This is a genomic window from Streptococcus sp. S1, assembly GCF_034137685.1.
Classification (GTDB): domain Bacteria; phylum Bacillota; class Bacilli; order Lactobacillales; family Streptococcaceae; genus Streptococcus; species Streptococcus dentalis.
In genome coordinates this window covers 1,507,337-1,521,121 of the sequence record NZ_CP139418.1, presented here as the reverse complement: position 1 = coordinate 1,521,121, position 13,785 = coordinate 1,507,337, and the positions used below count along the sequence as shown (strand labels likewise).

The 13,785-nt window shown below is 45.4% G+C and carries 16 protein-coding genes and 1 tRNA gene; 13 read left to right on the top strand and 4 right to left on the bottom strand.

Going from position 1 to position 13,785, the window contains the following annotated elements:
* Positions 1 to 10: 10 nt before the first annotated feature.
* The 3 genes from SM121_RS07425 to SM121_RS07415 all read right to left on the bottom strand — a co-directional run bounded on the left by SM121_RS07425 (position 11) and on the right by SM121_RS07415 (position 2,040).
* A complete protein-coding gene (locus SM121_RS07425) occupies positions 11 to 253 on the bottom strand; it encodes a type B 50S ribosomal protein L31 (protein ID WP_003003666.1) in 243 nt (80 codons plus the stop codon).
* A gap of 161 nt (positions 254 to 414) precedes the next feature.
* On the bottom strand, positions 415 to 999 hold the full coding sequence (locus tag SM121_RS07420; RefSeq protein ID WP_003011750.1) for a hypothetical protein: 585 nt from the start codon (positions 997 to 999) through the stop codon (positions 415 to 417).
* A 96-nt stretch (positions 1,000 to 1,095) separates the two neighbouring features.
* Entirely contained in the window at positions 1,096 to 2,040 is a 945-nt protein-coding gene (locus tag SM121_RS07415) for a DHH family phosphoesterase (RefSeq protein WP_320910757.1), read from the bottom strand.
* A 289-nt stretch (positions 2,041 to 2,329) separates the two neighbouring features.
* Here SM121_RS07415 and SM121_RS07410 point away from each other — a divergent pair, with 289 nt between their 5' ends.
* From SM121_RS07410 to SM121_RS07380, 7 genes are all read left to right on the top strand, one after another.
* Complete coding sequence (locus SM121_RS07410; protein ID WP_003007049.1) at positions 2,330 to 2,773, top strand: flavodoxin; 444 nt, start codon at positions 2,330 to 2,332, stop codon at positions 2,771 to 2,773.
* A gap of 63 nt (positions 2,774 to 2,836) precedes the next feature.
* Positions 2,837 to 3,109 carry a chorismate mutase gene (locus tag SM121_RS07405; protein WP_003012298.1) on the top strand — a complete coding sequence of 91 codons (273 nt, stop codon included), beginning with the start codon at positions 2,837 to 2,839 and terminating at the stop codon, positions 3,107 to 3,109.
* 46 nt (positions 3,110 to 3,155) lie between these two features.
* Positions 3,156 to 4,319 (top strand): chloride channel protein, encoded by a 1,164-nt coding sequence (locus tag SM121_RS07400; RefSeq protein ID WP_320911325.1) that lies wholly within the window; start codon positions 3,156 to 3,158, stop codon positions 4,317 to 4,319.
* A gap of 123 nt (positions 4,320 to 4,442) precedes the next feature.
* Positions 4,443 to 4,790, top strand: coding sequence for a 50S ribosomal protein L19 (gene rplS, locus SM121_RS07395; protein WP_003003254.1), 348 nt, complete (start codon positions 4,443 to 4,445; stop codon positions 4,788 to 4,790).
* 44 nt (positions 4,791 to 4,834) lie between these two features.
* Positions 4,835 to 4,906 (top strand) — tRNA-Arg (locus tag SM121_RS07390).
* Between the two features lie 633 nt (positions 4,907 to 5,539).
* Complete coding sequence (locus tag SM121_RS07385) at positions 5,540 to 5,737, top strand: hypothetical protein (RefSeq protein WP_320910756.1); 198 nt, start codon at positions 5,540 to 5,542, stop codon at positions 5,735 to 5,737.
* Positions 5,738 to 5,852: 115 nt separating this feature from the next.
* A complete protein-coding gene (locus SM121_RS07380; protein WP_320910755.1) occupies positions 5,853 to 6,665 on the top strand; it encodes a PrsW family glutamic-type intramembrane protease in 813 nt (270 codons plus the stop codon).
* Between the two features lie 183 nt (positions 6,666 to 6,848).
* Here the strand turns inward: SM121_RS07380 and mnmE are convergent, their stop codons facing one another.
* Complete coding sequence (mnmE, locus tag SM121_RS07375; protein ID WP_155171717.1) at positions 6,849 to 8,222, bottom strand: tRNA uridine-5-carboxymethylaminomethyl(34) synthesis GTPase MnmE; 1,374 nt, start codon at positions 8,220 to 8,222, stop codon at positions 6,849 to 6,851.
* A gap of 161 nt (positions 8,223 to 8,383) precedes the next feature.
* Here mnmE and rpiA point away from each other — a divergent pair, with 161 nt between their 5' ends.
* From rpiA to SM121_RS07345, 6 genes are all read left to right on the top strand, one after another.
* Complete coding sequence (rpiA, locus tag SM121_RS07370; RefSeq protein WP_003011834.1) at positions 8,384 to 9,055, top strand: ribose-5-phosphate isomerase RpiA; 672 nt, start codon at positions 8,384 to 8,386, stop codon at positions 9,053 to 9,055.
* 92 nt (positions 9,056 to 9,147) lie between these two features.
* The gene (locus SM121_RS07365; protein ID WP_003011617.1) at positions 9,148 to 10,359 is read left to right on the top strand and encodes a phosphopentomutase; all 1,212 of its coding nucleotides are present in this window, start codon (positions 9,148 to 9,150) and stop codon (positions 10,357 to 10,359) included.
* A gap of 1 nt (position 10,360) precedes the next feature.
* Positions 10,361 to 10,906 (top strand): DUF1697 domain-containing protein, encoded by a 546-nt coding sequence (locus SM121_RS07360; protein WP_320910754.1) that lies wholly within the window; start codon positions 10,361 to 10,363, stop codon positions 10,904 to 10,906.
* 12 nt (positions 10,907 to 10,918) lie between these two features.
* Complete coding sequence (locus SM121_RS07355; RefSeq protein WP_320910753.1) at positions 10,919 to 11,728, top strand: purine-nucleoside phosphorylase; 810 nt, start codon at positions 10,919 to 10,921, stop codon at positions 11,726 to 11,728.
* A 4-nt stretch (positions 11,729 to 11,732) separates the two neighbouring features.
* Positions 11,733 to 12,965, top strand: coding sequence for a chloride channel protein (locus SM121_RS07350; RefSeq protein WP_320910752.1), 1,233 nt, complete (start codon positions 11,733 to 11,735; stop codon positions 12,963 to 12,965).
* Complete coding sequence (locus SM121_RS07345; RefSeq protein WP_320910751.1) at positions 12,962 to 13,675, top strand: type 1 glutamine amidotransferase; 714 nt, start codon at positions 12,962 to 12,964, stop codon at positions 13,673 to 13,675. Before SM121_RS07350 ends, SM121_RS07345 begins: the two co-directional genes overlap by 4 nt.
* Positions 13,676 to 13,785: the final 110 nt, after the last annotated feature.

The following is a 13,785-nucleotide window of genomic DNA, read 5'->3' as shown; positions in this document are numbered from 1 at the left end:
GTGTTGGTTCTTATTTGAGACCGTATTTTTTGTTGAAACGATCCACACGTCCATCTGCTTGAGTGAACTTTTGACGTCCAGTGTAGAATGGGTGTGAGTCTGATGAAATTTCAACACGGATCAATGGGTAAGTTTCACCTTCGAATTCAACTGTTTCGTTTGAGTATTTAGTTGAACCGCTGACGAACTTGTAACCAGTAGTAGTGTCCATGAAGACAACAGGGCGATATTCTGGATGGATATCTTTTTTCATTTTGCAATATTTCCTTTCTGCCATGGTCTCTTTCCGAGCCATAGATTGTTACTTAGCTAGTGTACCAAATTTCCAGGATCTTGACAAGTATTTTCACTAATTTTATTTAAATTAATGATCAAAAAAATCACCCTGGCTAAGCCAAGGTGAATCTAATCTTATTATTGTTCAGGTTGATTTGGATCTTTTGGTGCTTCCACTGGTTGATCAGCTTGTCCCTCAGTGTGTTCGTGTGTTTCTTTTTTGATTTCATCTACAGCAGTTTTTACAGTAGAAGTTGTTACGCGTCCAACAGATTGGGCAAATCCTTTACCAGATTCAGCAAGTTCTTCAAATGTTCCTTTAGTGATTTTACCACCTGACATCGCCAAGAGACCAGTCACAACAATAGCGATACTTGCAATTAAAGCAAGGATCAAACCAAAGCCCATTGAAACGCCATAGCCATTGAAATTAGCAGCGTACTTATTCACACCGAAGACATCAATCAATGTTACAACAGTTGAGAGAGCCCCAGATACGATAACACCAATTGCAAAACCTTTTGGTAGTGAAGATTTTACATCATTCAAGCAAGCAAGGACAATCGCAACGACTGCGAAGATAATAACAAACCATCCATCTCCGCGAAGGCCATTCCAGCTGTATGAACCGAAGTTTCCAGCATTCAGGCTTGCCCATGGCAAGAAAGAGCTAAGAATCGCCACCGCAGCAGAAATAATGATAAACAAACGATTTTTTTCCATAATAAGTCTCCTTAAAAATTTTATTAGCTTTATTTTACCATAAGAAGGAGCAAATGAAAACCCCATGACCAAGAAAAAAAGGCTGAGAAACCGTTCTCAGCCTTCGTTCGTGCGCGCCACTTCTTGTAGCTCTTTGTAGATTTGGTCGTTTTCTTCGAGGGAGTAGGAGTTGGCTCCACTCGCGAGTGGATGGCCACCACCATTATGTCGTTTGGCAATTTCGTTGATCACTTTTCGTTTGCTACGCATCCGGACACGGAAGTGACCGTCGGCCTGCTCGACAAAGATGGCCCAAACAGATACGGTATCGATGCGTCCAGGAGCTCCGACAATTGCAGCAGTCTCTGAATCCCGTAGATCGAATTTCTTCAAGAGCTCTTGTGTTAGGGTCACACGCGCAGCGCCATGTTCATCGATCTCAAGATGGTCATAGACATAGCCTTGAAGCTTAGCTGTCTTAAGGTTGATCGTATCCATCTGCCGAGCAAGTGCTGTAAAATCAAAGGGAATGCTTCGAAGAGTTGCAGCGATCTCAAAGGTTCGAGTCGAAGTAGCAGGATAAAGGAAGCGACCTGTATCGCCGACAATCCCAGCATAGAGGAGACGCGCAGCACTAACAGGAAGTTCGAGATTCAATTCCTTAGCAAAAAATGCAATCAACTCACTGGTAGAGCTAGACTCAGTATCGACCCAAAGCAGATCTCCATAAGCATCGTCATTTGGGTGGTGGTCGATCTTGATCAGGAAATCACCGTTCGTATAGCGCTTGTCATCGATACGGGGAGTATTGGCCGTATCACAGACAATCACCAAAGCTCCATTATAATCCTCATCGCTGACAGTATCCATCTCAGCAAGCCAAGTCAAGGTCGGTTCATCATAGCCAGTTGCCAAGACCCGCTTTTGAGGGAAGTGCGCACGCAGGAGGTCCCGCAAGCCCACCTGGCTACCAATCGCATCCGGATCCGGATTCTGATGACGGTGGATAATAATCGTGTCATAAGCTTGAATTTTTTCAAGAATTTCATTCATTACGTTCATACATTACCTCATTTTCTCTGTCAATTTTAACATAAGAAAGGCCCATCCAGCAAGCATTTATCACTAATTAGGAGCTGTGGAAGCGGTTTTACAGAAGATCAATATTTTGGTAGAATGGATGGATATGATGAAAGAAATGAAACAGTCAATTAAATGAAAACAAGGGTGATTAGGTTCCATCGGTCCAATTTCTTGAAACATGTCCCTTCTTTCACCTTATCGGGAAAGGTTTCGTGCAAAATGCTTGAAAAAGTGGTATAATACGGGAAATAGCTTTTGGGAGGAAATTATGACTGTAGCGAAGATTGTTTTTGCTAGTATGACTGGAAATACTGAAGAAATTGCGGATATCGTAGCGGACAAATTCCGTGATCTTGGTGTCGAAGTAGATGTGGATGAGTGTACAACTGTGGATGCGGAGGACTTCCTTGATGCAGATATCGCAGTGGTAGCGACTTATACATACGGTGATGGAGAACTTCCAGATGAGATCCAAGATTTCTACGAAGATTTGGCTGGCCTTGATCTCAAAGGCAAACTTTATGGTGTGGTAGGATCAGGTGATACCTTCTACGATGAATTCTGTAAAGCAGTTGATGATTTTGACCGTTGCTTCGCTGCGACTGGTGCTGAAAAAGGCTCTGAGTGTGTCAAGGTTGATTTGTCTGCAGAAGACGAAGACATTGAAAAATTAGAAGCCTTTGCAGAAGAACTTGTAGCAAAAGCAAATTAATGACAAAGAGGATGAATCGATGGATTACAGCCTCGATTTATATCCAAAATAAAGAGGAGACACATGGATTTAGATCAGATTCGTAAGGACATTGACCAGATCGATCAAGAGCTTGTAGCCTTGCTGGAAAGACGGATGGTCTGTGTCGGTCAGATTGTAGAATATAAGGAGCAGCAGGGTTTACCTGTGCTCGATCAAGGAAGGGAAAGAGAGGTGCTTGAGAAAGTCGGCTCTCTCGTGACGGAGGAGCAGTATCGTGCGACCATTCAAGCTCAGTTTCAAGATATGATGAAGCGCTCGAGAGACTTCCAAGAGGAGGTGAGGGCGCGTGACTAGTCTATCTATCAAGAAAAAAGCACAACAGTATGTGGTCCTAACAGGGATGGCGCTTTTCATTGGTCTCTTGGTTGGTGCCATTGATATGATTTTTGGTCAAGGTCTTCTTCTGATCGGGGATTTCCGAAGCCAGCATTGGCATTTGATTCTTTTTTTGGCCTTAGCGGGGCTTGTCATCGTTTATCTTTATAAACGTTTCGGTGGCAAGGCTTCAAAAGGGATGGGCCTTATTTTTGATGTCGGGCACGCGCGTGAGGAGAAAATCCCCTTGGTCTTGGTACCTTTGATCATGCTGACGACCTGGATGAGCCATCTCTTTGGTGGTTCGGTCGGTCGGGAAGGTGTAGCAGTCCAGATCGGAGCGACGCTTTCGCATCGTTTTGCGCGTCATATCAAGATTCCAGATGCTTCGCGTATTTTTCTCATGACTGGTATGGCAGCTGGTTTTGCGGGGCTCTTTCAGACGCCACTGGCAGCAACCTTCTTTGCCCTTGAAGTCTTGACAGTTGGGGAGTTGCAGTTGATGGCTCTCTATCCTGCCCTTATCGCTTCGATCGTGGCTAGCTTCACCTCTCATGCCCTTGGCTTGGAGAAGTTTGCTGTGCCACTAAAAGAAACGCTAAGCTGGACACCAGAGACCTTGATCAAAGTTGCCCTTCTTGGCCTAGCTTTTGGCCTCGCTGGGAAACTCTTTGCAGTTAGCCTTTCCTGGTTGAAGAAAACAGTCGCGAAAGTACTGCCTAATCCTTATATTCGGATTGCCCTTATAGGGGCTGGACTTAGCTTGGTCCTCTTGACCCTCCAGTTCACCAAGGTCGGCACTTATAGTGGACTTGGAACCAATCTGATTGATGTGGCTTTTCATCAGGGCAGTGCGCAGAGTTATGACTGGATCTTGAAGCTCCTCTTTACCGTGGTGACGATTTCAGCTGGATACCAAGGAGGAGAAGTAACCCCGCTCTTTGCGATCGGAGCTACGCTTGGAGTCTTTCTTGCTCCTATGCTGGGCTTACCAGTCTTAGTCGTGGCTGCTATCGGATACGCTAGTGTCTTTGGCAGTGCGACGACGACCTTGCTCGCACCGATCTTGATCGGAGGAGAAGTCTTTGGTTATGCCAATCTTCCTTTCTTTGTCATTGCTTGTGCCATCGCCTATTGCCTACCAAAAGAGTGGAGTATTTATTCCGGTCAAAAAGTTGCGAAAAAGTAGAGAAAAGAGCTTTACAAACCTGAAATTATCTGATATGATAGTTTCTGTGCGTAATGGAAGCACAAAAATACAGTTTATCCGCTGAGGGAGGTCCCTCAAGATTGACGAAGATAGGAGAATAAAATGAATCCATTAATCCAAAGCTTGACTGAAGGTCAACTTCGTACTGATATCCCTGCATTCCGTCCTGGTGACACTGTTCGTGTACACGCGAAAGTTGTCGAAGGATCTCGTGAACGTATCCAGATCTTTGAAGGCGTTGTTATCGCTCGTAAAGGTCAAGGACACACTGAAATGTACACTGTTCGTAAAATCTCTAACGGTGTCGGTGTTGAACGTACATTCCCAGTACACACTCCACGTGTAGAAAAGATTGAAGTTGTACGTTACGGTAAAGTACGTCGTGCGAAATTGTACTACCTTCGTGCATTGCAAGGTAAAGCAGCTCGTATTAAAGAAATCCGTCGTTAAGACGAACAAGGAGGCGGGAGTAATCTCGCTTCTTTTTTTATAGGGTCCCCTTAGTTCAATGGATATAACAACTCCCTCCTAAGGAGTAGTTGCTGGTTCGATTCCGGCAGGGGACATAAATTTATGAAGATGAGGGATTTTCTATTTGAATAGAAATTCCTCTTTCGAGACTTTCCTTAGGTGAGGACGGACGTCAGCGAACTTCTACGAAGTTCCATGACTAATTCTTGAGCCTAAGGTCTCAAGAATTCCGAGTGCCTGAAACGATTAAGTTTCAGGCACTTTTTTCACAGCGGAAAGTCTCTACAGAAAATAAATGAGGAATGTTATACAAAAAGGAGTATATCCACTATCTAAAGGAACTCGTGCATGCGAGTTCCTTTGTAAATTTCAAGTTAAAAATAGATGGAATATCTCCATGTAATGAATTGATTTTTGAGGAGGGAAGGAGTAAAATATAGTTAATATAATGACTAATTAGGGATAGATGAAAATAAACACAAAAAAAGCACCGAATTAGTGGTGCGCATTACTGATTATGGATAACCATATTTTAACTCAAAAGAATAATCTTTTGGCTGTGTTGTTTCGAATAGTTCCAACACATGGTGACACTCCAACAGTGCGAGAACTGCGTTTTAGAGCTGTGTTGTTTCGAATGGTCCCAAAACTGATCAAGGCTTTCTGACTTTTGCCGAGATCCAAAAGATGTGCGTCAGTTGTTTACTCCTATTTCTGCAGAAGGTCATGTGACTTATGCATCCAACGGTGATGGGACAGTGACCATCTATCCTGTACCGAGCCACTGGCAACAGTCTGCAGATGAACTCAATAGTGAGGAGTTTATGACGCAATTTACCCAAGGGATCTTGGATCATGCTGAAACAGTGACTTTGCCTGATGGGGATCCGGATATGATTCGTCAGATCCTAGCCGTATTGAAGTAGGAGCTGGATTTGAGAGCTCAGTTTATTGTTTTTTCAAGCTGATCCTGTTACAATGATAGTACTCAGAAAAGACTGGGCTTCCAGCCTTTTTCATTTCACTTTAGAAAGGTCTTTTATGAAACGCAAATCGATTTTGTTTCTCTATTTACTCTTGCTAGCGATTGGGCTGGCCTATGAGACCCAATCACTGACAGAAGGCTGGATGTCTGGTAGCCAGTACGGGATTGTGGGACTTTCAACCTTGATCCTCTTGGTTTATGCGCTTCCTGCTGTCTGGGCCCTCTTTCATTTTGCTAAGAAGTGGAAGTTGTCTTGGGTACCGGTTCTCTTTTCTCTATTAGGTGGGGGCTTTGTTGCCGGTTGGTTGTCTAGCTTTGCCAATACCTATTTCCATGACATGATTCAAGAAATCGCTCCATATAGCGACTTTTGGAACCAGTACGAGAGTGCCATCGCGGCTCCCCTCTTTGAGGAACCCTTTAAGTTGATTCCGATCTTCTTTGTCCTCTATTTGTTCAGTGTCCATCGCATCAAGTCGATCTTCCTTTTGGCTATTGCCTCTGGTCTTGGTTTCCAGATCGTGGAGGACTTTGCCTATATCCGTCAGGACCTGCCGGAAGGTTTCTCTTATACGGTGTCAGGGATTCTCGGTCGTGTGGCCAATGCGCCCATGTCTCACTGGGTCTACACAGGACTTGTCATGCTGGGACTCTTCCTGATTGTCCAAGCAAGCAGAGGACGCAAGGATCTACGTTTAGCGGGCTGGGGATACTTAGCAGCTGGGTTTGGACTCCATTTTGTTGGCAATTCACCCTTCTCACAAATCGTGACCGAGTTGCCGATTGCGATTCCAGTCTTGAATGCTACTGGGCTCTTCCTGATCTACCAAGCATATCAAACCGTCGAGCGATTAGAACAAGGAAAATAAAACCAAAAAAGAATGCGTATGTTTGCACACATACGCATTTTTGTTATTTTGGACACATTGTTTTTCTACTTTTGTATAAACTGAGTGATCCTATAGCTGTAAACTTAATTCTATTTTGAAAGAAATATTTGAGACTTTCCGCCGTGAGAAAAGTCTCTAAGAGTATAGGATCTTAAAATAGATTTATTTACCAAGACAGAACTGGCTGAAGAGTTGGGTAATGAGTTCATCTGGAGCAGCATCTCCTGTAATTTCTCCGAGGATTTCCCAGGTGCGTGTGAGGTCGACTTGAAGCAGGTCTACCGGCATACCGAGGGCCAAGCCTTCGTTGACCGCTTGCAGGCTTTCAACAGCTTTCTCGATGAGGGAGATGTGACGAGCATTAGAAAGATAAGTCGCATCTTGCTCAACCAGCCCAGCGTTTTCGAAGAAGAGGGCGTTGATCCGGTCTTCGATTTGATCGATGTTTTGATTTTTCAGAACGGAAATCTTGATGTAATCTTCTGGCAGTTGGTCGATTTCGATCTTCTCTGGGAGGTCGACCTTATTGAGGAGAATGATGCGGTTGCTATCTTGTGAGATCTCAAGGAGTTGGCGATCTTGATCGGTCAAGGGCTCGCTAGCATTGAGGACGAGGAGGACTAGATCAGCTTCCTTGAGGGCTTTTTTTGACCGTTCGACACCAATCTGCTCAACGATGTCTTCGGTTTCCCGGATACCAGCTGTATCGACTAGCTTGAGGGGAACGCCGTTGATGTTGACGTATTCCTCGATAACATCACGGGTGGTTCCTTCAATATCGGTAACAATGGCTTTTTCTTCGCGAAGAAGATTATTGAGGAGGCTCGACTTGCCGACGTTTGGCCGGCCGATGATAGCAGTAGAGATCCCTTCACGCAAGATCTTGCCACGACGGGCAGTCTTGAGAAGGTTGGTCAAGAGGACTTCAAATTCACTGGTCTTTTCGCGGATGATCTCAGTGGTTGCTTCTTCGACATCATCGTACTCAGGATAGTCGATATTGACTTCGACCTGGGCCAGAGTATTGAGGATCTCTTGGCGCGTGTTGTTGATGAGGTCAGACAGGGAACCATCTAGTTGCTTCACGGCGATGTTCATAGCCTTGTCGGTCTTGGCGCGGATAATATCCATGACGGCTTCTGCCTGGGTTAAATCGACCCGACCGTTCAGAAAGGCCCGCTTGGTAAATTCACCAGGTTCAGCTAATCGAGCGCCTTCACGAATGACCAATTGCAGGATTTCATTGGTTACGGCAATCCCGCCGTGGGTATTGATCTCGATGATGTCTTCACGGGTAAAAGTCTTCGGCGAGCGCATGGCTCCAACCATGACTTCGTCGAGAATCTCGTTCTTATCTGGATCTATGATATGGCCGTAGTTTAGCGTGTGGCTAGCGACCTTGCTTAAATCTTTACCTTTGAAGATCTTTTGCGCGATGGCAAAGCTGTCTGTCCCGCTCAAGCGGACGATCCCGATAGCTCCCTCACCAAGAGGAGTCGAGATAGCAGCAATGGTATCAAATTCTTTAGTAATCATGTCATTCTCTTTTCCTGTAGATTCATCTCTATTCTATCGTAAAGTCAGCAGACGGGCAAGGTTTTGCTTCTGGAAGAAGAACTTGGAAAGGTTTTCAAATAATTAGTGAAATCTCTTTCAGAATATGCTATACTGTAATAGAATATAAAAGGAGGTCTATGATGGTAAACCTAAAAGAACAGGTAGGAATTAAAGCGGCTGAGTTTGTCAAAGACGGCATGATTGTCGGTCTCGGTACAGGGTCAACTGCTTATTATTTTGTGGCTGAATTGGGTCGTCGCATCAAAGAAGAAGGCTTGCAGATCACAGCTGTCACAACGTCGAATGTGACCTATGATCAGGCTGAAAGTTTAGGCATCCCGCTCAAGGCTATCGACGATGTCGAAGTGGTTGATGTGACAGTGGATGGCGCAGATGAAGTGGATCCTCAATTAAACGGGATCAAAGGGGGCGGTGGGGCTCTCCTCATGGAAAAGATCGTCGCAACCAATTCAAAAGACTGCATTTGGATCGTGGATGAATCTAAACAAGTCACTACTCTTGGGGCATTCAAACTTCCAGTGGAAGTAGTGCAATATGGGGCTGAAAATCTCTTCCGTCACTTTGAGCAAAAAGGTTACCATCCTGCTTTCCGTCTTGCGGGTGATCAACGTTTTGTAACCGACCAAGGCAACTTCATCCTTGACTTGGATCTCAAGGTGATCGAGGATGCAGATGCTCTAGCCAATGAATTGGATCATACCGTAGGCGTCGTAGAGCACGGTTTATTCTTGAACATGATTTCAAAAGTGATTGTAGGGACACCAGATGGCCCTGTCATCATTGAAAAATAGGTTTCTCTAAGAGGGTTCGGATCTATCAACGGCTCTCTTCTTATAGGGATATGGTATAATATAGCTAGTTTAATAAAGGAAAGAGGCAGTATATGTCAAAATTTAAACGCATGCACTTAGTTGTGCTGGATTCAGTTGGGATCGGTGCTGCACCGGATGCCAATAACTTTGTCAATGCAGGTGTTCCAGACGGAGCATCTGATACATTGGGCCACATCTCTAAAACCGTCGGATTAAATGTACCAAACATGGCCAAAATCGGTCTTGGAAATATTCCTCGTGAAGTACCATTGAAGACGGTGCCAGCTGAAAGCAACCCAACTGGTTATGCGACAAAATTGCAAGAAGTCTCTCTTGGGAAAGATACCATGACTGGTCACTGGGAAATCATGGGGCTCAACATTACAGAACCTTTTGATACTTTCTGGAATGGTTTCCCTGAAGAAATTATTACAAAGATTGAAGAATTCTCAGGACGTAAGGTCATTCGTGAAGCTAACAAGCCTTATTCTGGTACAGCGGTGATCGATGACTTTGGACCACGTCAAATGGAAACTGGTGAGTTGATCATTTATACATCAGCAGACCCTGTGCTTCAAATCGCTGCTCACGAAGACATCATTCCTTTGGATGAGTTGTACCGTATCTGTGAATACGCTCGTTCCATCACTTTGGAACGTCCAGCTCTTCTAGGACGTATCATTGCCCGCCCTTATGTTGGGGAACCTGGAAACTTCACACGGACAGCCAACCGTCGTGACTTGGCTGTTTCACCATTTGCGCCTACTGTTTTGGACAAGTTGAACGAAGCAGGTATTGATACCTATGCAGTTGGTAAGATCAACGATATCTTTAACGGAGCTGGTATCAACCACGATATGGGCCACAACAAATCAAATAGCCACGGTATGGATACCTTGATTAAGACCATGGGGCTTCCTGAGTTCCAAGAAGGGTTCTCATTTACCAACTTGGTAGACTTTGATGCTCTTTACGGTCACCGTCGCAATGCTCACGGCTACCGCGATTGTTTGCATGAATTTGACGAACGCTTGCCAGAAATCATTGCAGCGATGCGTGAAGATGACCTCTTGATGATCACGGCAGACCACGGGAATGACCCAACCTACGCTGGTACAGACCATACGCGTGAATACATCCCATTCTTGGCTTATAGCCCATCCTTCAAGGGCAATGGTGTGATTCCAGTCGGACATTTCTCTGATATCTCTGCAACAATTGCAGAGAACTTTGGTGTTGAAAAAGCCATGATCGGTGAAAGCTTCTTAGACAAATTGAACTAAGATGACACGCTTCGCTCTCCTCGTAAGAGGGATCAATGTTGGCGGGAAAAACAAGGTCGTAATGGCAGAGCTTCGAGAGGAGCTTCAAACGATCGGGCTGGATGGGGTAGAGACCTACATCAATAGTGGCAATATCTTCTTTGAATCTGCTGGTTCTAAAGCAGAATTGGTGGATTTACTGGGACATTTCTTTCGTGATCACTATCCCTTTATCCAGTCTTTTTCTCTCTTTTCAGCTGAGGACTATGCGCAAGATCTCGCTGCTCTACCAGCCTGGTGGCAGGAGGATCTGGCCCGCAAGGATGTTCTCTTTTACACAGAAGACCTCAATCAGGATGCTGTCTGGGAGCTGGTCTCCTCTTTTTCGCTCGGTGATGAAATCATCCATCGTGGAAGCCTTGGGATCTACTGGGGCAAATACTCAGAAGAGACCTATACAAAGACCGCTTACCACAGACAAGTCCTCAAGATGCCGGATTACCGTCTCTTGACCATTCGCAATGCCAATACATTTGACAAAATTGGCCAATTTTTAAGGAAATCATAAAGGAGATATGCAATGACATTATTAGCAAAAATCAATGAAACAGCTGCTTTTTTGAAATGCAAAGGAATGGAAGCACCTGAGTTTGGCTTGATCCTTGGATCAGGTCTTGGAGAACTGGCTGAAGAAATCGAAAATCCAGTCGTGGTAGACTACTCTGAAATTCCAAACTGGGGTCGTTCAACGGTTGTCGGCCATGCTGGTAAATTGGTTTATGGTGAGCTTGCTGGACGCAAGGTTTTGGCCCTTCAAGGACGTTTCCATTTTTACGAAGGAAACCCACTAGAAGTGGTGACTTTCCCAGTTCGTGTCATGAAAGTTTTGGGCTGTGAAGGGGTTCTTGTTACAAATGCTGCTGGTGGTATTGGCTTTGGTCCTGGTACTTTGATGGCCATCACAGACCACATCAATATGACTGGTCAAAACCCATTGATCGGTGAAAACTTGGATGACTTTGGTCCACGTTTCCCTGATATGTCAAAAGCTTACACACCTGAATACCGGGAGACAGCTCATAAAGTGGCTGACAAATTGGGTATCAAGTTGGATGATGGGGTTTATATCGGTGTGACTGGTCCTACCTACGAAACTCCAGCTGAAATCCGTGCTTATAAGACACTTGGAGCAGATGCTGTCGGTATGTCAACTGTTCCGGAAGTCATCATTGCAGCGCATTCTGGCTTGAAGGTTCTTGGTATTTCATGTATTACCAACTTTGCGGCTGGTTTCCAAGAAGAGCTCAACCACGAAGAAGTAGTAGAAGTGACAGAGCGCGTCAAAGGCGACTTCAAAGGTTTGCTAAAAGCGATCCTTGCTGAACTCTAATCCAATGAAAGCACGACTCCAAAGTCTGCCCTACGGGCTGAGGTTGCTTCTAGCCACCTTATCATTAGGGATAGGGACAGGTCTGGTCGGAATTGCCTGTCATTATCTACTAGAAGGGGTGCAAGGGCTGGCCTTTGGCCAAGCTAGTTCCGATTTGCTCCAGCAATTTCAAGCAGCAGGAGGTCTCCGTAGATTTCTGGTTTTGTGTGTGACTGGGTGCTTGGCAGCTGGCTTCTGGTATGTTCTGCAAAGACGTTATAAGATCCTGTCTATTCGCCAGCAAATTGACTTAGCTGGAGACAGGGAACCAGCGCCCTTAGCCCACCTCCTTCATGCAGGGATGCAGGTGGCAATTGTCGGAGCAGGCGCATCGGTCGGAAAAGAAGGAGCCCCACGTGAGGTCGGGGCTCTTCTAGCTGGTCGCTTGGCGAAGGGATTCTCACTAGCTCTCAAAGAGCGAAAAGTCTTGATCGCCTGTGGGGCTGGAGCTGGTTTGGCTGCGGTCTATCAGGTCCCCTTTGCCAGTAGCTTATTTGTCTTTGAGACCTTAGGACTCGCCTACAGTTGGCAGAACTTTTTACTTGTTTTGACCAGTACTTATCTGGCCACCTGGGTAGCTCAGCCTATCGTTGGTCAGGAGGCCATTTATCACCTGTCCGCAGTTTCATGGTCAGCTAGCAGCTTCTTACAGGCTATTGTGATTGCTTTCTTGGTCACTCCCTTGGCTCTGGTCTTTGATTTCCTAGCCAAGCGGGCTAGTCACAAACGGCGGAAGGATAGGACGATTCTTTGGTCTCTTCCTCTAGCCTTTCTAGTGCTGGGGAGCCTAGTAGCCTTTTTCCCTATCTTTATGGGAAATGGCCAGGTACTGGCGCAAGCCCTCTTGTCTAGCCAGTCGATTCCTTATCTTCCACTGACTCTTGCAGTGAAGGGGCTTCTGGTTTATCTCCTCTTGCGCAATGGTGCCTATGGGGGAACTTTGACACCATCATTTGCTTTAGGGATTGGCTCTGGCTATCTAGTGACCTTGCTTTTGACAGTCCTTGGGATTCATCTGGATCCTGCTCTAGGGATGTTACTAGGAGCGACCGTCTTTTTAGGGACGACCTTAAAAGCTCCTCTGACAGCCATTGCCCTGAGCCTTGGATTTACAGGCCAGCCTTTGAGTTTGACAATCCCGCTTGTACTTGCGGCTAGTCTGTCTTACGTGATTCGAAAGAGATGGGAGAAGAAATGATGAAGGTACATTTTGTACTGCATGAAACTTTTGAAGTGCCGGGCGCTTATCTAAAATGGGCGCAGGAGCGTGGCCATCAGGTGACCACGACCAAAGTCTATGAGAATGAAGCCTTACCAGAGACAGTGGATGAGATTGACTTCTTAATTGTGATGGGAGGTCCTCAATCGCCAGATGAAGATCGAGAAGCTTTTCCATACTACGATCCTCAGGCAGAGATCGAGTTGATTCAAAAAGCCATCAAGGCAGAACGTTATATTATTGGGGTCTGTCTGGGTGCCCAGCTCCTGTCTGTTGCCTATGGTGCGAAGTATGACCACAGTCCGGAACGTGAGATTGGGGTTTATCCTGTGACCTTGACGCCTGAAGGACTAACAGATCCACATGTCGGTGAGTTTGGAGCAATTCTTGAAACCGGCCACTGGCATGGCGATATGCCAGGATTGACAGAAGATGCTGTCGTTCTTGCGACCAGTCAAGGGTGTCCACGTCAGATGATTCGCTTCAGTCCTAAACACTATGCCTTCCAAGCCCACTTAGAATTTGATCCAGAAGCAGTCGATCTCTTGATTGCTGCAGACGGTGAAGATGTTTTGGAAGAACAAAGTCAAAACCTGACCTTTGTTCAAGAACCTGAAGCCATTCGTGTTTACGATTATCGAGAAATGAATGCTAAACTCTATGCATTTTTGGACTCATTAACAAAATAAAAAATGAAAGGAAGGGCAGTTTGGGTTTGAATTGAACCCGGAATCGCCACGACTTTCAAAACCAAATAATAATTGAACCCGCCCTAAAAGCTGTGTGAAAAAGATCGATT